The sequence below is a fragment of the Bacillus sp. TH13 genome, assembly GCF_016651175.1.
In the GTDB taxonomy this organism is placed as follows: Bacteria; Bacillota; Bacilli; order Bacillales; family Bacillaceae_G; genus Bacillus_A; species Bacillus_A thuringiensis_S.
Genome location: NZ_JAEKEJ010000025.1, coordinates 3,785,079 through 3,805,232, shown reverse-complemented (window position 1 = coordinate 3,805,232; position 20,154 = coordinate 3,785,079). Strand labels below are relative to the sequence as shown.

Below are 20,154 nucleotides of genomic sequence, written 5' to 3'. Positions count from 1 at the left end.
TTTGTAATTAGAATGTTGGATATCCCCAAGGGGCTGAATTTAACTGATTTCGTAGTGGTGTTGTTCTACCTTGTGCTAATCCTTTTCCTAAATTCATTCCAAGATTCGCTAACTGTTGACTAGAAGTTTGTCCAGTTACATTAGGTAACGTAATATTGACATACATATCTCCTGATTGAACACTAAAGTTTGAATGTGTACCTTTACTTGTTAGATAATCATACTGAGACATAACCTGTACGCCTTCAGGAAGATTAAATGTTCCACCCATTTGTGCTCTTAACTCTTGGTGGATACCAATCTGTGCTTGTAAAGATTGTTTTGTCAATTCTCGAATATCTTTCATGATTTGTTCGTATTCAGATGAACCTTCTTCAAACTTACCACTATTTCGCTCTGCAATTCTGACCGCTAAGGTCTTATCTATAAGTGATTTACGATCTTGTAATTCTCTTACTCTTAAGTCACGTGCTAAGAAACTATCATCTCCTATACTTGGTCCAAAATTCACACGTTCCTGCATGTACTTAATTTCCAAATCATCCATATTATTACCAAAATCATGTCTCCAAGCTGTAAGCCTTTGAATTCTTAAATTTTTAACTTCTAATTCAGCACTTGCGATTTGTTGACTCAATCCTTGAATAGTATCTTGTAACTGACCATCTGGATCTGCTAACTGTTGGGATTGCAGATTTGCCAGTTTACTTTTCATTTCTCCAATCATTGATTGGCTTGAAACAATCTGTGAATCAATATAAGTAGGACTCTCTGTGTTCATGCTAATAGCACTTAATGTATCCTTATACTGTTTCTTAGCCTGAGCTCTAGAAAATCCTTTCTGAGTGTCGTTAATATAAAATTCCGTTTTAATACGTTGTGCTTCAATTTGTTTTTTCTTATCTTCTAGGTCAAATTCAGCTTTTAATTTCTTTTCTTTGTCCTTACTCCGTTCAACAGATTCTTTAATTTTTTTATAATCAGCCGTCTCTACCTTTTCTCTAGTTTCTGGGTCCACAGTATACCTTTCCCCATTTCTTTCCAATTCTTCCAACTCTGCCTCTCGCCCTCGAGTAAAGTTATGAAGCTCGTCCATCTCTTTTTTGTAAGCTTCTCGCTCTTGTTGAATTACTTGTAACCTAAGTTTCATATACTCTTTTGAGTCAGCTTTCACACCATCTAGAAGGGCGGTAATTAAGTTAAGTTCTCCCTTATTACTGGCAACTTTCTGGCTCTCTTGAATACGAGATTTTAAATCATCATAAGAAAAGTAATCATATTGACCCTCATCTATCATTTTATTCTCCCAAGCTTTACGAGCTTTTTCTGCTTCATCCCTTCGCATATTCTGCTCTGATTCAGAGATGGCCGATTTCCTATATTGATCTATAAACTCTTCTTTTTCCAATTGCTGCTTCTTAGCATACATTCCAGATTGATTTAAATACGATTGTGTTAAATCTGTTAAAGATGCTTTTGAATAATTTCCATCTTGACCTTTAGATTTTGCATCATTTGCCCTTTTTTCATTCTCTTTTTCTAAAGCTTCTTTCCAATTCGACGTTCCATATTCTCTCTTTATCCAATTCTCAAAATTCCCTTTAAATCCCCCTTTTCCGCCTAAAAATTCTTGACCTAATCCCACATCAAAACTATCTACGTCGGGGTGTCCTGGTGAAAAAGTATTTGTAATTTTATTCCATGCCAATCCGGCTTGTCTTAGAAATCTACTCCCCTTACCTTCATCTTCTTCATATTTAACATATGCTTCAGCGGCACCTGCGGTTTGATTATGATAATCTCGTATTTTTTCTTGCTTGGTCGTTAAACCAAAGCTCTCAGCAGAATTCGTTAAAACATCACCAACAGCGGTTGCAATAGCCAATTGTTTAGCAAATCTTCCTACGCTGCGTGCAAGTCCCATAATAGCCCCACCAGCTCCTCTTGTTCGCTGTGGGATAGTATCAAGAAAATCAAGAAAACCCTTCATTCTATTTTTTGATGCACCTTCAGCTTCATCAGCTACCTTTTTTACGGCACTTGATAAATCCCTGTACGCAGTGGTACTTTGTCTTGTTTGTATAGTAGCCTTTCGGTTACTAGCCTCATATTCATCGAGTGCCTTATTAAGCCCATCCATATTATTTATCGATTTACCTACGCTTTGATAGTTTTGATCTAGATATGTCTCAAATCCAATACGTTTTTGATCATCCATTTGAGCTAAACGACCAGCCGTTGATTTTTGATTCTCATTCATACTGTCAAAGTTAGTCCTATTTGATAAGGTATTCACTAAATGCTCTGAGAAATTTGTGGTAAAAGCGTCTGTTAATAATTTACTTTGGGTAAGGTTGCGAGCATTATAGGCTGAACGAGTATGTAATTCATCAGCTGTTAATTCTTTCTTTTCACCCTTATAATAGCCTTTAGATTCATCCATGATGCTAAGGAAATCGGCCATATTTTCAGCTTTTCCACCATGATCTTTTACATATTCTTTTATCTCATTCTTTCTATCCTCTTTTAAATTTGCTAATTCTTCAAAATAACTTTTTAACGTATCATTTTTCATAGCCGCACGATAGAATTTTTTGTTATTTACTTGATTACGTAAATCTTGGCTCTCCCCCAAAACATGATCATTTAAAAAACCTACCGCTCCGTCCACTTTACGATTTGTAAAAGATGTACCACCAAAGAATTTGTTTTCCATAGTGGCTTTCTTGTAATGCTCTTCATAATTACTCAATTGACCTAATCGTTTGACTCCATGAATAGCACCAAAACCTACCAAGGCATTACCTAAAATCGTAATTAACTGCGCAAATAGCCCTGCATGTTTCTCCATTCCCTGGGCTAAGTTTGTAATAATTTTTGCTAAAGTTTGAATCTCTGGATTTAGCGCATCTAATACTGACACTAATGCATTATTAACAGATACCCCAGCTCTTTCCATTGTCACTGAAGGTGATTTCATCGTTACCGCAATCATTTCTTGAAGGCGTGCAGGATCTTTTTTAAATTCATTAATTTCTTGCTTAATTTTCCAATACGATAAATCCTTACTGTTATTTATCCCCGCTTTATGCATGGTCTCTAAAAAGGACATCAGTTTTGGTGGCTGGTTTGCCCCACCTTCTCCATACAGAATGGATTTTACTTTATCTTCTCCAATATATTTATTTTTGCTTGCTTTCGCAGTGTCTGATAGGATATCAATGAAATTCCGACGTACTTTCATACCACTTTCATTTTTTTCAAATACCTTTACACCATAATTTTCTAATTGCTTAGAAACAGATGGTAAAGTAATACGTTCTGCAATCGTTTTTAAGGCTGCACCTGCATTCTCCCCTGTTTCTCCTGAACTTTGAATTGCTAATGCATTTAAAGCCACAGCATCTTCTGCATTCACTCCCACTGAATGGAGTGCTGTACCCGATTTTGACATAGCCTTCATAATATCTTCAGTAGTCGCTTTAGTTTGACTCGTAGCAACAGCAAAAGAGTTAACTACTCCATCCAACTCCCAGACAGATAATTTGAACTGTGCCATAATTGTCTGTAATCCTGGAGCAATTGTTTCAACCAAATCTGATTTGTTATCTAAACGATAAACTTTAGAAGCTTGATCAACAAATTGTCGTGCAGATTGTTTATCCCCTGTAACACCTGATGCTATACCAGCTACCTTAGACATTCTTTCGTAATCAATACCGTAAAGAGTGGATAAATCACGTACATTATTCATTAGATTTCCAGTATCATTATCTAATTTTAGCCAATCTGTATTTCCATTTTTGTTTTTATATTCAGGTTTCAAAGAGAAGTTTTGTGTAATCTTTAACTGTTCTAACTGAGCAATTTTAAAGGTTTCCATTGCTTTAGATATTGCAGCCATCGGATCTAGCATTGAGCCCGAAGCAAGGCTCCTAACTTTTTTGGTAACCGCTCCAGCCATTCCAAACCCATCAAAAGGATTGTCTTGTTTTGTGGATTTACTTGTACTAGAATCGCTATTATTTTTATTTGTATTACTATGATTTGATCCACTTGAGTTATTTAAAGTATTAGCACTATTTCCTGCAATAAAGCCTAACTGTCTATTACTATTCGCCTTTTGAGGGTTAGTATTAATTTCTAGAATTTCATTCCTTATATGTGCAAACTGCTTATCAACGGACTCCTTAATTTTTTTAATAATTTGCTTGTTCAGCTTGTTAATTTCACTAGTTAAATATTGCGTAACATTAGAATGAGGTTCAAAGTCCACAGCTCTTACTGATTGTTTCAGTGACATCATTATTTTATTTGTTCCTGCAGTTAACTTTTTATTAATTGTATTTTCCATACCTTCAAACTGCCTTTTTAAAGCATATCCTCTTAGAGATCCTCGATCCACAGAATGAAAAGTATGAGCTAACTCGGCTGGAGAAACACCTAAATCATTTGCAATATACCTTTGAAGTTGTTTAGATATATTTTTCATAGGTACTTCTACAGATTTGAGATCAATCTTTTGAAGCCCTCCTCGTATGCCTTTTATATAATTTTCTATTAAACTGTCAATACGTTTAGCTGTTTTTATAATCTCGCTATCAATGCCATTCTCTTCGCTAATAACACCTTCGAAATCAAATTTTATAGAATCTTTTATTTTCCCTCTTACTTTTTTCGTTAATTCAGATAAATCTTTCGATGAAATTGTTAATGTCTGTCCTTCAATAGCAACCTCAGGGTTCAGTAAAATAGGTTTTAATTGATTTTTAATACTTACTAAAATTTGCTTAACCGTTCCCTTAGAAATATCTAATTTAAGTCCACTCAAGTTATCTGCATTTACTAAATCCCCCCATTTTCGCGAATGGAATTTACTAATTGTTTAATTTGATTACTAATTAACTTAGAGATTTCTTTATTAATTTTATTAAATTCATCTTTTCCAACTGGTACTACGCTATTATTCATAGCAGAATCCATATTAATGTTTATATTTTTGATCATCTTTACAATCGTTTTATTTAACTCTTTATCTACTTTAGACATCAATTGTTGAACGGTTTCTTGTTTAATACTTAAAGGTGCTGACCCAACTGAAGATAAAGTAATACCATTTGCTTGGACGATATTATTTAATTCTTGCTCAAGTTTTGCTCTAAGGTTGCTTCCCGCTGCCTTAGATGTCTGAGCCGATAACGAAGATAAAGAGTTTTTCATAGCATCTATACGTTTTTCTATACTACCAAAACGATGATCTAGCTGTTCCAACTGTACTCCAAACTCTTTCATATTTTTTATTGACTTATCAAACTCTAGTGCAATAGTAGCACCAATATTTTGATTATTGACTGTCACTTATTTCACCTTCCTTTTACATAATAAAATCCCGCCCTATCCTCAAATAAAAAGGAAGGGCAGGATTATTTATTAGAGAATACCTGCTAACCACTCCATGTCATCAGCATTTGCAACCTCATATCCGTCAATTACTTCTTTTCCATCACTATATTTTAGATTATTCTGTTCGGCAGCTTGAGCTGAACCGCCCCCAAATAACCCAGTGAAGGACATTGAATGTACCTTAACTGTAAACTCTATATGCTTATGGCATTTCTTTAAGTAATAGTTTAACTGAGGTAATGTCAAATCCCATATATCCTGTTTTTTCATCCCCAGGTAGTGACCTAAGTTAAAGAAAATCTCTGCCCAATCAACGTAGGCATTTTCGTCATATTCTTTTTCTTCTTCCTCAGAGTCTATAAAGACTTTTTTAAGCCATTAAGTCCAATCATAATATCTATAATTTCTTTAGCTGTTACAATATCAATATAATCCCCTAAATAATGAGCTGAAATTTCTTTATAATACGGTTTAAAGCCCATCAATAGGACCTCTAATAGTTCATCATAACTATCATTACCTGTTTCATCTGCAATTAAATTAGCAATAATGACACCTGTATCAATTGTATTCAACTTTTTCATTAGGTTTTTAGCATCTTTTAATCCTAAAGGAGGGATAGCATAGGTTTTTCCATCACGTAATGTTACCTTTTCATCCTCTTCGAAGAATACTTTTTCAATAAACTCTGATTCCTGCTTAGTTAACTTTATTTCCTCTTGTTTATTAGGTTCTTGCTTTTCAACCTTCTCCTCTGCTTCCTCTACAAGAGTAGGTTCCTCGATAGCTTCTTCTCTACTTGGAATTGCTAAATTACGTTCACTCATTTAATCTCCCCCTATATTACTCTATTACCCCTTATTAAATTTATAGAGGACGCAAGGAAGGGGATCACCTAAACGACCTCGTAACTAATATAAGAATTTATGTGTTAAATGTAACAACCTTACGAAAAAAGGTTTAAGTGATAGATATTTTTATAATCCATTCTCACCTTATCTAAAATGTTTAAAAATAAATTAATAAAAAAGAGGATACATAAGTATCCTCTTCTCTAATTAACAAACATCGCCACTTTTTTCAATTTGATAACGCTTAATAGAACCTAAACGACTGTCTGTACGTTCCCCATCAATAACTGTAAGTGTAATACTATGAGTCGCTGCTGTTTGTCGTGCTGTGTCTAATGTAAAGTTAGATTTCACTCGGCAAGAATATAGTTCAACTTGGTAACCTTGAATGCTACCATCCATTTGTTCAAAATGTCCATCATGAACAACAGATACTGTAAGAGGGAAATCACGAGAACCAATTGCCATTACATCTACAACCTCTGGGCGCTTGTAGTTCACATAAATTTGCTCTCCTTCAAGATAATCATTAAACTTAATCTCCCCTGTAGAAGGATCAATTGTATACTCACCTTTTGCAGGATTAGTTGTTACTTTTTTAAGTAATTTATTCTCTTTTACTAATCTTACAGATACATGCTCTGTCTTAGAAGAAGCTGAACCTAAAGATCCACCAAATAGAGGATTCTTAAGAGTCACTAGTCCACCTTTAACATCATGACGTTCTTCTAATACCCATACGAAACCATCAGGATCGATAGATGATGATGCCACAGGATAATAAACTACTACAGTATCACCTTCAACCGCACCACCTTTTAGTGTTACAGCTGATCCATTTACTGTAATTGCTGATTCTGGTACAAATGAACCTGCAACTTGGTTGAAAATCTGTACTTTAGGTGCTCCGCTACCTGTTAATACTGGACTAGATAATTTAATAGAAACAGGTTCAGTATCGCCAGCAATTGTTACTGTTTCATTTTTCAATTCATAGGCTAAGCCGCTAACTCCTTCTCGAAGTTTTGCCCCTAACACAAGACGTACCATGTTTAAATCAAATTTTGCATCCTCTGCAGTAATATCAATTACCTTTTTACGTAGTAGTGTATCAATAGGTGCTGAAGAGTCTCCCCCTTCAATATCAACCATATCCAACTGCACATCAAGACGCATATTCGCCATATGACCTAGTGTAATTAATTCATCACACCCTGGAATTTTAGCCATAAATTTACCTGCACCTTTAATAATCATTTTCTTATTCTTACTGTTAAACTTGTCAAATTGTGACATTAACTACACCCCTCAATTTCAAAAATAAATTCAAATCTAGTGAAATACTTATAAGAGTGTTCTATTTCACTTGCAACCTCTGCAGATCCTACATACTGACCCTTGAAAAATACTCCTTTAAATAACTGCAGAGATTGATTATCGAATAATTGATTTATTCTATCTGCAAGGTCTAATGCCAATTCCACATCATCATTTGTGTAGATATCGAAGTCAAATGTTATCACATGAATATTATTGTTTCGTTCCTTTTGAACAAATGACTTGTAAAATGCAATTAAAGGAATTTGGTTGTTTAGTGCCTCTTTAGGAGACATACGCTTTTGTATGTGCATTTCATTTTCCATATCTACTGTAATATTATTAAGACCCATACATTTACGTATTACACTATCTTCTCTCAATGTCTTATGTATGCAAGCATAAACATCAGTGATACGTGGAAAGAACAACTCATCACACCCTCTTGTAAGTATTTGCAGTAACAATATAAGAAAATCACAATGAAAATTTAACATCACTTAGAATAAATTTAGTCAAACTCTATCTCACCCCATAATTACTCTTAACAAAATTAATTTTTTACACTTAGCTTCTATTAAGCTCTCACGTACATTCTTAACTATTGAATTGACATGATCAAAGATTTTCTTATTTATTCTTCAATTAACAAATTAGCAATTCTATTAAAGAAGTACTTGTCATTTAACATAAAACATGTAAACGATTTATTTCTCTGAATTTGTTTATAAATTACACTAAATAATTAAATCCACTTTGAAATTGATGGAATTCAATATAAAAATAATGGTTTTAAATATTTTTAGTTTCTAAAATGAGATAGTATTGAATCTATTTTTATAACAAATAATCATTATTAAATAATAGATAATAATTTATTAATAATATTATTTAGCTTTAATATGATGGATTCAGCTTTTACCTTTAAATTAAATGCTGCAATTTATACATTGTGATTCAGCAACAACCTTTAAACTAATAAGTCTCTTTACAATTCACTTGCAACTATAGTTACTTAAATTTCGATAACTATAGGGAGGTGATATCTTGAATTTACATAAAGATAGAAAGTTAAACACTACTGATATAAAAAAATATTTTTCATTTTTATACAATGATAAACAGATAAGAGCTGTCCTTACTACAAGTAATCAATTCTTATTTGTTGGATACGATATTGGGAAAAATGCAATTGGAATAAAAAATCCTTATAGCTTAATCGAAAATATGGACAAACGCTCTAAATGCAGTGCTGTAATTACCTTTAATCAGGATATTAACCCTCAACGCTATATTTTAGTTGATTTAGAGGGACTCCACCATATGGTCTATAGAGCCAGAAAAGTTAAGGTTAATAGATTAGATTTTATTCATTGGGCCATATCTTTAGAAAAAATATACTTTAATTCATTTCATTATGTTAGCTTTTACTGGGGTAACTATCTTTCAAATGATTTATTAAATATCCCAGCTAAATATTAATTATTTTGTAACCCTCAACTTTCTAACAACTTATTACGACTTTTAAATAGGAATTGGAGGTGAGATAATGAATTTTGATATAAGTATAAGCCTGTTGCTATTTATATCCTTAGGGGTACGCGCATTTTTATTTGAAATAAAATTTCAGTACACACGTGAAAAATTACGTAGTATTCATGAATTGTTTGAAATTTTTTTAGACTGTTCTTTTTGTAATGGCTTTTGGACTGGTTTTTTTGGTTATGTAATTGTAAATGGTATTGATATTATTCTAATACCATATGCTATTTTAGTTGGTTCTTCCTCATACTATTTAACGCTATTTGTTAAGAGTCTTACACAAAGAAATTAAGAAACACAGTTTATGTCCTTTATTTCTTAAATTATCCATTCTACATCTTTATCTACTTAACCCTACTAAACTTTAGTAGGGTTTTATTCACTATTCTTATTATTTCTATCTCTATACAAATTCCCAAACAAAAAAATTGTTCAAAATAGCAAAGTACATTTTGTACTGTACCTTGTTTACGCAACTAAAACAATAAATAAGACGACTATTAAAATATCTATCACCTTTAGAAATGGAGTGAACAATATGATTTTCTTTTCAAGTAAGCACCGAATTAAAGATCTTTCTTTCCTAAATAAACTTTGGATGACACCCGTAGCTTATGGACTAAAATATCTTGCCGGAACTGTAATATACATTGCAGATAAATTTGATGAAAAGGTAAGATTTGAAATCCTAAAAAGACATATCTAAAACGGAGGAAATGAGAAAATAAAAAGAGGATTTATTCACTTTAAGAAAGGTTATAACGAATTGATAAAGGCCACTTTAAATTCCTGCCATCATGCAATGAATTAAAAAACATTTATAAATCCTTTCTTGAAAACTTTAGTCAGGGAGATATTATTCCTATAAACTATACAGGATAGTATTAGGTATCGCGGTGATTTCAAGTATAATTACGGAATTAAAAAGTTTAAAATTGCGTTAGTAAGAAAGAATCACTCTAAGGATATTTTTACTAACGCAATCTTACTTATTTTCGAAAAAATATTTTAACAATCTATAAATAGATTTTCTACCTAAAACATCGTATTATCATTAGCTGCTTCACTTGGAATCTCTTGAATTACATCCCAGTGTTCGACAATCTTTCCATCCTTTATACGGAAAATATCCACTATAGCAACTCCCTTATCTTGAGAGTGAGTACGAGAATGTACATGAAGAGAAACTGTATCTCCTTCAGCTACTACACGTTTAATTTCTGCAAAAGAATTAGGGTTCTTAACAAAATCCTCCTTAAAGAAATCCATGAAAGCTTTTCGTCCATCAGCTACAAAAGGATTATGTTGCTTGTAATCCTCACTTACATATTTTTAGTAAAAAAACTCATAGTTGAATTTAATGTATCTAATTCCTTTTATTATCAGAATAAGCCTTTACAACAACTATTTATTATTTATTATTTTGCATTTCATTAATTCTATAGTTTCTTTAATACACTTACCATTATCCATTGTTATATCTAATTTCTATTTAAAACCCTTCTTTGTAAGTTTACACCTATGTATCGTGTTAAATTGTGTGTGGCAAGATAAAACAAGCTTTTAAATTTAATTATTGTTAGGTAGCTTCTACAGTATGATATTATCAAACAATTAGTTATACATATAAAAAAGGTTTCCTGCCTTGTAACAGGAAACCTTTTATGTATTATTAACCTATAAACCTAAAATTTCAACAATCTGACGTGCCTTAGCATTATCTATATAATAATGCATCTCTAACCCTCTTCTTTCTGAACGGAGTACGGTTCTCCTCAATTTTGATAAATGTTGTGAAACAGTGGATTGGGGGAGTCTTAATATTTCCGTTAACTGTGTAACATTACATACTTTATGGTGCATTAATTCATTTACAATTTGTAATCGGACAGGATGTGCCATTACTTTTAATACATCTACATCGTCTTCATGGATTTCAGCTAGATTTCTTTCAGATATTAATGTTATCATTTCACATTCTCCTTTATTATTAATTTCTCTTTTCCTTTTATCCTTATAATTAATACTTATAGCTGATTACCATTTGTCCTGTTGAGAAAATATATTCTCTTTTTAAAACAAAAAGGACACCAATTCATAAAAACGTTTTTTACTGCTTTAATGAATTGATGCCCTCTAATTTTTTGACCAGAATATATCTTATTTTAAAGGATATTTTCAGTTCCTTTTTTCTCACGTCTATTGAGATTTTGTATTTTCTTTAAAATTCATATTAAGAATATTCTTCAAATCCTGAAAGCATAAGTTTGCGGTAAACTTATGCTTTCTATCACATTCCACACCAATTAAGATAGTTAATACTATTAACATAGCGCTAACTATCTTAATTAAATATTAGTAATAGTGAATCTACATATTATCAATTCACTTTATAGTACATATATGTAAAAATAATAACATGATAAGCTTTTTCAAATTTTTCTCCTGATAAAGATTTGAAATTAGCATTTCAATACTCTCCTTACTGTTAATATGCCTAGAAAAAGGAGAGGGATATCTCCCCTCTTCACCAATAAAATCGAACATATTTACAATTAAGAAAGAGCATACATACATTCATCAAGAAATGAAACGAACAATAATAGTTCATTTAGTGAATTATAATACAAATCCAATTCCGTTAATGGATATTTTTTACATTTTCGGAATAGTAATCAATCAACTGTAATACCCCCTCCATACAAAAATAAACTCAACGAAATATTCACTATAAAACCAACGTATGTAAAAAAACAGCTACAAGTCCATTCATAGTTTTAAAAATTTGTCCTCCTCTTCTTCTAAGAATATTCAAAATCTCAAATAGATTATCTTATATCGCCACCTTATGTATGCAGAATTACATATCAAGCCATATCGAAAATCATTCTCATTGTAACTATAATAGTTTCAAGAAGTGGTATTTTTACTTCCTTTTCAAATCTCAAAATATATTAAAGGAGGCACTAACATTATGAAAAAAGCTATTTTAGCAGGGGCACTAGGAATTGTAGTACTATCAGGTATGAATTTACCAGGAGTAGAGGCATCAAAAGCAAGTGCAGCAACTACAAATTTAGAAATTCAAGAAGTTACAAAATACTACTCTATGAGTTCCTATGAAGTTTCCCAAAAAGAATCATTTAATCTTAATAAAGGGGAAGAACTTACTGTCTTTGTACAAAATTCCGGGTTTCCAATTTCTTATACAGTCTTTGATGCAGATAATCAAGTAATTGGCACATACAATGCTAATTCACAATATGGTCGCGTATTCAAAGCACAAAAAGACGGTAATATTTCTGTTCAATTTCAAACAGGAGTAAATTCTTCTTACATGAAGAAAATGAATTTCACAGCTCAATTCGCAGTTTCTAAACTTAACCAACAATAAAAAATTTAACGATCCTCTTTAAAAAAAATTAAAAAGGTATATCCCTTCAATAGGATATACCTTTAACTTTAGTGAAGTTTATATTGACCAGATAACCGCTCTTGCGCCATACGAACTAAACGTTTCGTAATCTCTCCGCCTACTGAACCATTTGCTCGTGAAGTTGAATCTGGTCCAAGTGTAACGCCAAACTCCTGAGCAATTTCATACTTCATTTGCTCAATTGCACTTGCTGCCGCCGCTACCAAAATCTCGTTTGAATTATTATTTTCTCGAATTTGCATTTCTAACACACCTCCATTTAATTGGTAATATCATGCTCTATTTCCAATTAAATATGCAAAATTTATATTCATTTAAGTAAGCGTGTAATTTACATTAATACATTCCAATTAAAAAAGGTTTTTCAAATGAATCAATATAATCCTTATTGAATTTTAAACTCTCCAATTAATTCTTGTAACTCTTGTGATAGCCCACTTAATGATGTTGCTAGTTCTGCAATATCTTGTACATATACTTCTTGTTCTTTCATACTAGTCTCTACATTACTACTGCTATCCACATATGTATTAGCAATATGTGATAATTCATTTACAATCTGAATTATAGTTTGACTATTTTTAAAAATATCACTTGAATTACTCGAAGTCGCTTTAATTTGATTTGTAACAGCTTGTGCAGATTTTGAAATTTTTTCGAAGAAAGCACCACTACTTTGAACAGGAGTTATTCCTGATTCGACTTCTTTTGAGCTCTTTTGCATTGAAACTACAGCCTCTTCTGCTTCAGCTTGTGTTTCACTAATTAATTTAGCTATCCCCTTTGCAAATGCCTTCAAAAGTCGTGAGTTTAGTGTTTCACTTAACTCTTTGATGTTCGGATATTAACAATGTATTGTTAATAATCACCATTTTATAGGTACACCTACATATAGGCCAAGTATGCAATTACAGAACGTTTGTTATAAAAAAACGTAAACATGTCAAACAAAAAAGACTCAATTACTATATCTCATCCCTTCTTTTAAATATAAATCTACTACCTCGTTCTTAAATTCTACATTGTTAGTGACTCTAATTTTCCCCATAGAAAAATCCGCTCTTAACTCTCAATCAATTTCTTAAATTTCTTTTCTAATTGATCTGGTGGTAATACACCTCGTACATGAGCTACTATAATTCCATCTTTATTAACAAAAAATGTCGTCGGTAAAGAGAATACTTTATAATCTAGTCCAGCTACTCCGTCCATATCTAGTAGAACAGGAAACTCAAACCCATAGCGATTAGCAAATGCGCTTGCTTCTTGTACTGGGTCACTAACAGTAGCATTCACCGCAAAAATTTCAACATCCTTTTTATATTTATCATACATATGAACTAAGTCAGGTGCCTCCATTTCACACGGCCCACACCATGATGCCCAAAAATTAATAATATACGGTTTTCCCTTTGCATCATTTAACGACTGTAACTTTCCGTCTAATCCTTTTAATGTGATGCCAGGTGCTTTAAAACCGACTTGTGGTAATACTTCTTTCTCCTGTAACTCTGCTTGTTTCGCTTTTCTTTCCTTTTCTTCTTTCTTTGAATTATAAAAATTGACCCCCGCCCAAACGAGTGCCCCTACTAGTATAATAGCAATTAGTTTCTTCACTCTTTTTCCTCCTCATTTTAAAATCCTGTAACTCCACCAAATAGACGAATAATGAACGCTGTGATTTCCGTCATTTGATTTGTATACAATAAAAAACCTGTAATATATGATAAATAAGATGTATATAGCGTTAAAAAGCATGATGATATAAATGACAACACCACTATTCACACTACATAGAGTAGTGTTTATCCTTAAAAAAAGAGGCTATATGCACTCTCCAATAATAAGTACAATCGACACACAGAATAAACCTATTGTTACATATACCGAATTCGGATGTAACGGGATATTAAGCTTCACAACTTTTTCATTTAACACTTGTTCGATTCTTAAATTTATTGCTGTTTTTGCAAATGAAGCTGTAACACATCGATTTTCCATTGTCTTTATTTTAATCAATTTTAATAACGCACTACCTAACTCAAATGAAGATTTCATTTTTTGCATCGCATATTTATCTGCTGCTAACTCTTGATACGTATGATATCGTTGTAACATTCCTTTTAATATCGGGATGTACATCATTCCTTCTGCTAATAACGTAAAACAAAATAATTTTAGCGGATCCCAATTATTTTGATGATATTCTTCATGGAAAATAATTGCATCAATCTCTTCATCTGAAAACGTCTGAAGCAAACCTTCCGATACGACAACTTTCGGACGGAATAATCCAATTGTAAACGCTGCAACTTCCGCAGTCGGCAGTATATGTATTTGTTTCCCTTTTCTAATGAATGGGATAAGTGCTTTTTGTAATTTTTCACTATAGAAAAATTGCCGCCAAATTCTTTTACACACAATCAATACAGTAATTAATAATAACCCAGCTATTATAATACGAACCATCGATAGTTCTTTCATATGTTTTTCTAACTGAAACAAGCAAAACTTTGAAAGGAAGAATGCCTTATTTTGAAAAAGAAATGGATATGTAACGTAATACAATAACATGCTGAAAAAGAGGGTACTAACAATGAGCGCTAACAATACGATTTTACGCATTTGCCATTTCATTTCATCGATCCTCTTTTTTTAACTGATTCAATTTGTCTTCTAATTTTTTTATTAAATTCGGATCAGCCTGCTCTAACTCATCTATCATATGAGTTACAACTAAATCTCCAAATTCCCCCACTAATTCCTGTGTCATTTTCTTCGTTTGATTGGATAAGAATTCTTCTTTCGTTTGTATAGCACGATATATGCCACTTCTTTTTACAGTCTGTTTTTCTAGGTGTAATTTCTCTACTAACCTGTTCATAACTGTCATAACAGTATTAAAATTCACAGGCGATTCTTCACTTAATTTCTGCTGGACTTCTTTAATAGTAATACCTTCAGTAGACCAGATAATCTCCATAATCTTCGCTTCAAGCGGTCCAAAGAAGTGATTTAATCCCTGCTCATTTAACCTATAGTTTTGCGTAAACATCGTATAACTCCTTTCACACTACGAATTGTAGTACAAATTAAATGAGAGGTCAAACGCAAGTAATATAAACTAAAATTAACTACCTATAAATACGTACCTCATTCCATTCATTATAAGCCTAACTTATCTCCAAATGTTTCAAAAAGATACTGCTCTAATATTTGTACACTAAACTTCTCATTACGCCCAAGTGCAAATAATTCCCGATCTTTCGCTACGATAGTATCTAACGGAATAGCTACATTATCCACTATTTTTGTAATTTCAATTATATTACTTTTTACATTTACTTCTGTTTTAAATTCAACGTTTTCTAACACTATATGTGAACGTCTTCCTGATGCAAAAAAAGTAAAATTAGGATTTTTAACAACGCCAATTTCAGTCTCTAACGCATATAAATAGTGAAAAATTACATCTCTGTGTCCATCTTTTATTATTTTTTCATCCTTCTCATCGTCTAAGTATTCTTTCAGCTTCGTTGTAAATTCAAATCGAAAATCCACTTTTTTCACGCTCCCTCTTTGTATTTCATATTAAATAAATATATTGAAATAATTTTACCATATTGTAATACAAGTTCCTATTAAAAGTAAAAACTGTTTCGGAAAATCGCTATTATTTCCGATGCTCTTTTAAAATATAACCATAAATTCAATATGAATAAATGCGTCATTATATCTATTTAAACATATTTTTTCCATATTTTGAAACATTAGTATGAAATATTATATATCAATGAATTGTTTCTAATTCACTGATATATATATTCAGTGTTTTCTTTACTATCCCGATATACTTAAGCTACATTTTCTAATTATTGATTACATTACGGAAGGAATGTAACTCTCTTCTATCGAATTTTTATATAACAAAAATGATTAGGTGGTGCTTTACTATGAAATTAGCTGTCATTGGTGGCGGTGATTTACAAGATTCAAATCACTTGCCTATTAATGAACGCCTTATAGAATTAACAAATAAACAGTATCCAAAAGTATTGTTTATTCCAACGGCAAGTCATGATGATGAAAGCTATATAAAATTATTTTTAGACACGTTTGAAAAACAATTACATTGTGAAGTACAAATTTTACGTACTACAACAGATTCACCTTCTAAGTATGAAATAGACGAGATGATTCATTCAGCCGATTTAATTTATCTAGGTGGCGGGAATTATATTCACATGCTTACGCAATGGAAAGAACATAGACTCGATGAAAAATTATTATTGGCTCTGCAACAAGGAACACTTATTGCTGGTTATAGCGCTGGTGCTATGTGTTGGTTCACGTCTAGTATCCGATCAGATTATGAAGGTTCTGGTTATATAGAGAGTAACGGATGGGGGATTGTTAATAAAAGATTTTGTCCACATTATAATCAATTAAATAGAATGAACGCCTTCCATTCCTTTTTACAAAATCATCAAGGGAATATAGAAGGAATTGCACTGGAGGATAATTGCGCTTTATATATTACAGAGGAATCCTTTGAGATTATCGGTGAACCGGAAAAAGCGTGGGAGTTTTATATGAGTGATAAAACACTCATTAGACAACATTTTGATATAACTTTAAAAAGCTATTTGTAAACCTGCACTTACAAAAAAATGTCCCTAAGTCAAATAACTTAGAGACATTTTTTCTATTTAACTAACTAATCGTGTAATTCGTTTCTTTTGCCATGAAAGCTTATAATATGCATACTGTAATATTAAGCTGATAATAAATGCTGCTGGATACCCGATCCAGATCCCTTCTATTCCAAGACTTGTATGGTAAGAAAGATAATATGCTACGGGTACTTCTACAAGCCAAATTGAAACAACTCCAATAACAGTTGGCCAAAGTACTGTACCACTCGCTCGCATTGTCGCACTAATAATTTGTGCATGACCGAAAATTAAATAACTCCATAACGTAATCATAACTAAGCTATGAGCAATTTCAATTGTAGTTTGACTCGTTAAAAATAGTGATAAAATGTCTCTTGAGAATAAGTAAATAAGAGATATTAACACACCACCGATGACGTAGTTCATAATAATTCCGGCCTTCACAACTTTCTGCAATCGATCAAATTGATTCGCCCCAATTGATTGTGCTGCAAAAATAGAAACTGTAATACCAAGGCTAACTGCTGGCATTTGTACATAACTTGCAACTTGATTCACAACGCCGTAAGCAGCTGTTGCATCCGAACCGTAACGATTTACAAACGCGATTACAGCAATTTCAGATAATGAAACTAATATCATATTAATACTCGCTGGAATACCGAGCCTTAGCAATAGCTTTAATAACTCCCCATCCATTCGAAGGTATTTTCTAACCGTGCCATCTAGTTGTAATGGGTGATTTTTCTTCTTTAAATACAAAAGCATGACAATAAACGTAATAACTGTAGATATAACAGAGGCATAGGCTGCTCCATACACATCTAATTTCGGAGCTCCTAACCATCCAAAAATAAGAATCGGTAATAAGATCATATTTAGCGCTGTACTTACAATTAAAAAGTAAAATGGCGTTTTAGAATCTCCTGTACCTCTCATAAATGTTGTGTATGCGAAATATAAAAATAATACTGGCATCGATATAAATAAAATTCGTGCATAATGTACACTTATTTCAATAATATTTTCTGGCGTTCCCATTAGACGCATAATATCCATCGCAAAAATACTGCCTATTATCGCCAACACAACTCCAATAATAAAGGTAAATGTCAGCGTCGTACCAACGATAGCTTTTAAACGATCTTCGTTTTTAGCACCAAACGCCTGACCAATTAAAATAGAGCTTCCTGAACCGATACCAATTACAAATGAAACGAGCAAGAAAAATAATGGGAAGAATGCTGATATAGCCGCTAAATCATTAACTCCAAGCCATCTTCCTACTACTACCATACCAAATAATTGTCCAACTGATTGTAGTACATTACTTAATAATAATGGTACTAAAAACATCGACATCGATTTCCAAATCGGTTTACTCTCACTTTCCAACTTATGTGACTCCGCACCTTCTTTATTGTTATCTGCAGGTGGTTTCAAGTTTCATTTCTCCTTTTATTAAAAATCAATTTTCAATATCTATCTCTTTGTATAGTTGTTATAATACTGTGCTTCTATTCATTTTCTTTTCGTATGATTATAACTTCACCCAATATTGACTTCCATCGGCTGTTCGATCTAAAAATCCATACTCGATTAAATATCTTCTTAAAGTTACGAAATCAGGGTATACATTTTCTATCACTGTATTTACTTCTTTTTCAGTATACTTTTTATTACTATCAAACTTCTTTACTAAATGACGTAATATAATTAATTTACGCTTTTGTTTTTTCGGAAATTTAGAAAGAGGTCCATCTAATCCTTCTGTAAAATGAGCTTTTAATACTTCATCATTTTCTTCTTCCGTAATATTGTATCGATCATCCACCATCGTTGCTGTTCTATGAATTGGTACAAATTTCGTTTGTACTTTTGATTTTTCTTCGGATAATTCCATTAGAGCTAAAAATACTTTTGCTTGCTTCATTTTCTCTCGCAGTGTAAATCGATGATTACGAATTGTTGATGTACTTCCGCCATCCAACTCTTTTACAATTTCTTTATCATTCAGTCCCATATGGAAAAACTGAACCATTTTCTTTTGTAAATCCGTTAAACCAGTAAATTTCTTATCCATATTTAACAAATAATCAAACATAGACGTATGCTCATTTTGAATATGCAATCGGACGAACTTCTCTGCTTCATACAAAACTTGATTATCTTGATAAATAACACCTTTAATAAATGTTTCACCACAAGCTAAGCAAATGTACTCCTCTTTTTCTCCATCAAACACATACCCTTTCTTTAATTCCTCTATTGACGCATCCCAAAACTTCTCTGAAATATCACTCATACTAAACACTCCTTCAAAATGTTTATTCAAAAACCAAACAAATCACTATAACGTCTATTATCACTTCACCATCTTATCATAACACAAACAAACATTTCAACATTTCGTTTACCCATTTTATAAACTTTTATAAAAACATCTACCGAAAGGGTTTAATACAACGAAAAGCGAATATGTTTATACAAATTCATTTTATAGGATGTAAAATAGAACATGGATATTCTTCAAGACTCTTGGTTTACCGTTAAGCAAATTGCACAGAATACATATGCGATTAGTGAATATGGAACCGGTATTCATCCATTCCAAAACTTCAGTATTCAATTTCAACTACAAAAAAGATGTTTCCGTATAAGAAAACACCTTTTACTTTTTATCCCGCATTTAAGGGCAGTAAGACTCCCACATCAAAATTCAGCGGAAGCAAAGAAGTTAAGTGAGGCCGGGCTGCCAGTAAAAGCCCGATTGGTGAGGGCTAATAATCAGTTGATTAAAGTTTCAATTTATATATTCTATTTACAGTCTCTACTAAAACCTTACTTGCTTGTACAAATGTATGCTTTCGATTTCTATCTTCAACAAATTTATTAGCACAACTACTCATAATCATCATACAACTAATTA

17 protein-coding genes and 3 pseudogenes are annotated in these 20,154 nt (G+C 32.3%); 5 read left to right on the top strand and 15 right to left on the bottom strand.

The window, feature by feature from the left end; translation table 11 throughout:
- Window positions 1-7: 7 nt before the first annotated feature.
- The 5 genes and pseudogenes from JFU02_RS28190 to JFU02_RS28170 all read right to left on the bottom strand — a co-directional run bounded on the left by JFU02_RS28190 (window position 8) and on the right by JFU02_RS28170 (window position 8,002).
- Window positions 8-5,358 (bottom strand): annotated as a pseudogene (locus JFU02_RS28190) (phage tail tape measure protein).
- A gap of 72 nt (window positions 5,359-5,430) precedes the next feature.
- Complete coding sequence (locus JFU02_RS28185) at window positions 5,431-5,649, bottom strand: hypothetical protein (protein ID WP_242488092.1); 219 nt, start codon at window positions 5,647-5,649, stop codon at window positions 5,431-5,433.
- Window positions 5,650-5,759: 110 nt separating this feature from the next.
- A complete protein-coding gene (locus JFU02_RS28180; RefSeq protein ID WP_000004089.1) occupies window positions 5,760-6,230 on the bottom strand; it encodes a hypothetical protein in 471 nt (156 codons plus the stop codon).
- A 231-nt stretch (window positions 6,231-6,461) separates the two neighbouring features.
- Window positions 6,462-7,550 carry a hypothetical protein gene (locus JFU02_RS28175; protein WP_000077128.1) on the bottom strand — a complete coding sequence of 363 codons (1,089 nt, stop codon included), beginning with the start codon at window positions 7,548-7,550 and terminating at the stop codon, window positions 6,462-6,464.
- A complete protein-coding gene (locus JFU02_RS28170; RefSeq protein WP_000465972.1) occupies window positions 7,550-8,002 on the bottom strand; it encodes a hypothetical protein in 453 nt (150 codons plus the stop codon). Before JFU02_RS28170 ends, JFU02_RS28175 begins: the two co-directional genes overlap by 1 nt.
- Before the next feature lie 616 nt (window positions 8,003-8,618).
- On the opposite strand from JFU02_RS28170, the gene JFU02_RS28165 reads away from it, so the two are divergent.
- Entirely contained in the window at window positions 8,619-9,053 is a 435-nt protein-coding gene (locus tag JFU02_RS28165; RefSeq protein ID WP_242488091.1) for a BRO-N domain-containing protein, read from the top strand.
- A 67-nt stretch (window positions 9,054-9,120) separates the two neighbouring features.
- Window positions 9,121-9,405: a hypothetical protein gene (locus tag JFU02_RS28160; RefSeq protein WP_001008319.1), complete on the top strand. Its 285-nt coding sequence runs from the start codon at window positions 9,121-9,123 to the stop codon at window positions 9,403-9,405.
- 743 nt (window positions 9,406-10,148) lie between these two features.
- Here the strand turns inward: JFU02_RS28160 and JFU02_RS28155 are convergent.
- Together JFU02_RS28155 and JFU02_RS28150 are read right to left on the bottom strand one after the other, a co-directional pair.
- A pseudogene (locus tag JFU02_RS28155) lies at window positions 10,149-10,445 on the bottom strand (nuclear transport factor 2 family protein); the annotation flags it as partial.
- Window positions 10,446-10,790: 345 nt separating this feature from the next.
- On the bottom strand, window positions 10,791-11,084 hold the full coding sequence (locus JFU02_RS28150; protein ID WP_086413784.1) for an ArsR/SmtB family transcription factor: 294 nt from the start codon (window positions 11,082-11,084) through the stop codon (window positions 10,791-10,793).
- Window positions 11,085-12,087: 1,003 nt separating this feature from the next.
- Here JFU02_RS28150 and JFU02_RS28145 point away from each other — a divergent pair.
- A complete protein-coding gene (locus tag JFU02_RS28145) occupies window positions 12,088-12,507 on the top strand; it encodes a hypothetical protein (RefSeq protein ID WP_098838422.1) in 420 nt (139 codons plus the stop codon).
- A gap of 68 nt (window positions 12,508-12,575) precedes the next feature.
- Here the strand turns inward: JFU02_RS28145 and JFU02_RS28140 are convergent, their stop codons facing one another.
- From JFU02_RS28140 to JFU02_RS28115, 6 genes and pseudogenes are all read right to left on the bottom strand, one after another.
- The gene (locus JFU02_RS28140; protein ID WP_046945468.1) at window positions 12,576-12,791 is read right to left on the bottom strand and encodes an alpha/beta-type small acid-soluble spore protein; all 216 of its coding nucleotides are present in this window, start codon (window positions 12,789-12,791) and stop codon (window positions 12,576-12,578) included.
- 143 nt (window positions 12,792-12,934) lie between these two features.
- Window positions 12,935-13,345, bottom strand: a pseudogene (locus JFU02_RS28135) (chemotaxis protein); the annotation flags it as partial.
- A gap of 266 nt (window positions 13,346-13,611) precedes the next feature.
- The gene (locus JFU02_RS28130) at window positions 13,612-14,166 is read right to left on the bottom strand and encodes a TlpA family protein disulfide reductase (RefSeq protein WP_098838420.1); all 555 of its coding nucleotides are present in this window, start codon (window positions 14,164-14,166) and stop codon (window positions 13,612-13,614) included.
- A gap of 207 nt (window positions 14,167-14,373) precedes the next feature.
- A complete protein-coding gene (locus tag JFU02_RS28125) occupies window positions 14,374-15,186 on the bottom strand; it encodes a M56 family metallopeptidase (protein ID WP_000871934.1) in 813 nt (270 codons plus the stop codon).
- Between the two features lies 1 nt (window position 15,187).
- Window positions 15,188-15,604, bottom strand: coding sequence for a BlaI/MecI/CopY family transcriptional regulator (locus JFU02_RS28120; RefSeq protein WP_000495076.1), 417 nt, complete (start codon window positions 15,602-15,604; stop codon window positions 15,188-15,190).
- A 110-nt stretch (window positions 15,605-15,714) separates the two neighbouring features.
- A complete protein-coding gene (locus JFU02_RS28115) occupies window positions 15,715-16,110 on the bottom strand; it encodes a DUF3942 family protein (RefSeq protein ID WP_042973240.1) in 396 nt (131 codons plus the stop codon).
- Window positions 16,111-16,502: 392 nt separating this feature from the next.
- Between JFU02_RS28115 and JFU02_RS28110 the strand changes: the two genes are divergently transcribed.
- A complete protein-coding gene (locus JFU02_RS28110; RefSeq protein WP_000762126.1) occupies window positions 16,503-17,201 on the top strand; it encodes a peptidase E in 699 nt (232 codons plus the stop codon).
- 57 nt (window positions 17,202-17,258) lie between these two features.
- On the opposite strand, the gene JFU02_RS28105 is transcribed toward JFU02_RS28110, so the two are convergent.
- Both JFU02_RS28105 and JFU02_RS28100 read right to left on the bottom strand, forming a co-directional pair.
- On the bottom strand, window positions 17,259-18,668 hold the full coding sequence (locus tag JFU02_RS28105; RefSeq protein WP_086406577.1) for an MATE family efflux transporter: 1,410 nt from the start codon (window positions 18,666-18,668) through the stop codon (window positions 17,259-17,261).
- 97 nt (window positions 18,669-18,765) lie between these two features.
- Window positions 18,766-19,530 (bottom strand): DUF2087 domain-containing protein, encoded by a 765-nt coding sequence (locus tag JFU02_RS28100; RefSeq protein WP_001280280.1) that lies wholly within the window; start codon window positions 19,528-19,530, stop codon window positions 18,766-18,768.
- A 213-nt stretch (window positions 19,531-19,743) separates the two neighbouring features.
- Here JFU02_RS28100 and JFU02_RS32670 point away from each other — a divergent pair, with 213 nt between their 5' ends.
- Window positions 19,744-20,121, top strand: coding sequence for a hypothetical protein (locus tag JFU02_RS32670; RefSeq protein WP_176281125.1), 378 nt, complete (start codon window positions 19,744-19,746; stop codon window positions 20,119-20,121).
- The last annotated feature ends 33 nt before the right edge of the window (window positions 20,122-20,154 follow it).

Excerpts from the sequence above, each read along its gene's own strand:
- JFU02_RS28175 (WP_000077128.1), bottom strand. The coding sequence starts at position 7,550 with ATGTCACAATTTGACAAGTTTAACAGTAAGAATAAGAAAATGATTATT.
- JFU02_RS28110 (WP_000762126.1), top strand. The coding sequence starts at position 16,503 with ATGAAATTAGCTGTCATTGGTGGCGGTGATTTACAAGATTCAAATCAC.
- JFU02_RS28120 (WP_000495076.1), bottom strand. The coding sequence starts at position 15,604 with ATGTTTACGCAAAACTATAGGTTAAATGAGCAGGGATTAAATCACTTC.
- JFU02_RS28125 (WP_000871934.1), bottom strand. The coding sequence starts at position 15,186 with ATGAAATGGCAAATGCGTAAAATCGTATTGTTAGCGCTCATTGTTAGT.
- JFU02_RS28140 (WP_046945468.1), bottom strand. The coding sequence starts at position 12,791 with ATGCAAATTCGAGAAAATAATAATTCAAACGAGATTTTGGTAGCGGCG.
- JFU02_RS28160 (WP_001008319.1), top strand. The coding sequence starts at position 9,121 with ATGAATTTTGATATAAGTATAAGCCTGTTGCTATTTATATCCTTAGGG.
- JFU02_RS28180 (WP_000004089.1), bottom strand. The coding sequence starts at position 6,230 with ATGAGTGAACGTAATTTAGCAATTCCAAGTAGAGAAGAAGCTATCGAG.
- JFU02_RS32670 (WP_176281125.1), top strand. The coding sequence starts at position 19,744 with ATGGATATTCTTCAAGACTCTTGGTTTACCGTTAAGCAAATTGCACAG.
- JFU02_RS28145 (WP_098838422.1), top strand. The coding sequence starts at position 12,088 with ATGAAAAAAGCTATTTTAGCAGGGGCACTAGGAATTGTAGTACTATCA.
- JFU02_RS28150 (WP_086413784.1), bottom strand. The coding sequence starts at position 11,084 with ATGATAACATTAATATCTGAAAGAAATCTAGCTGAAATCCATGAAGAC.
- JFU02_RS28100 (WP_001280280.1), bottom strand. The coding sequence starts at position 19,530 with ATGAGTGATATTTCAGAGAAGTTTTGGGATGCGTCAATAGAGGAATTA.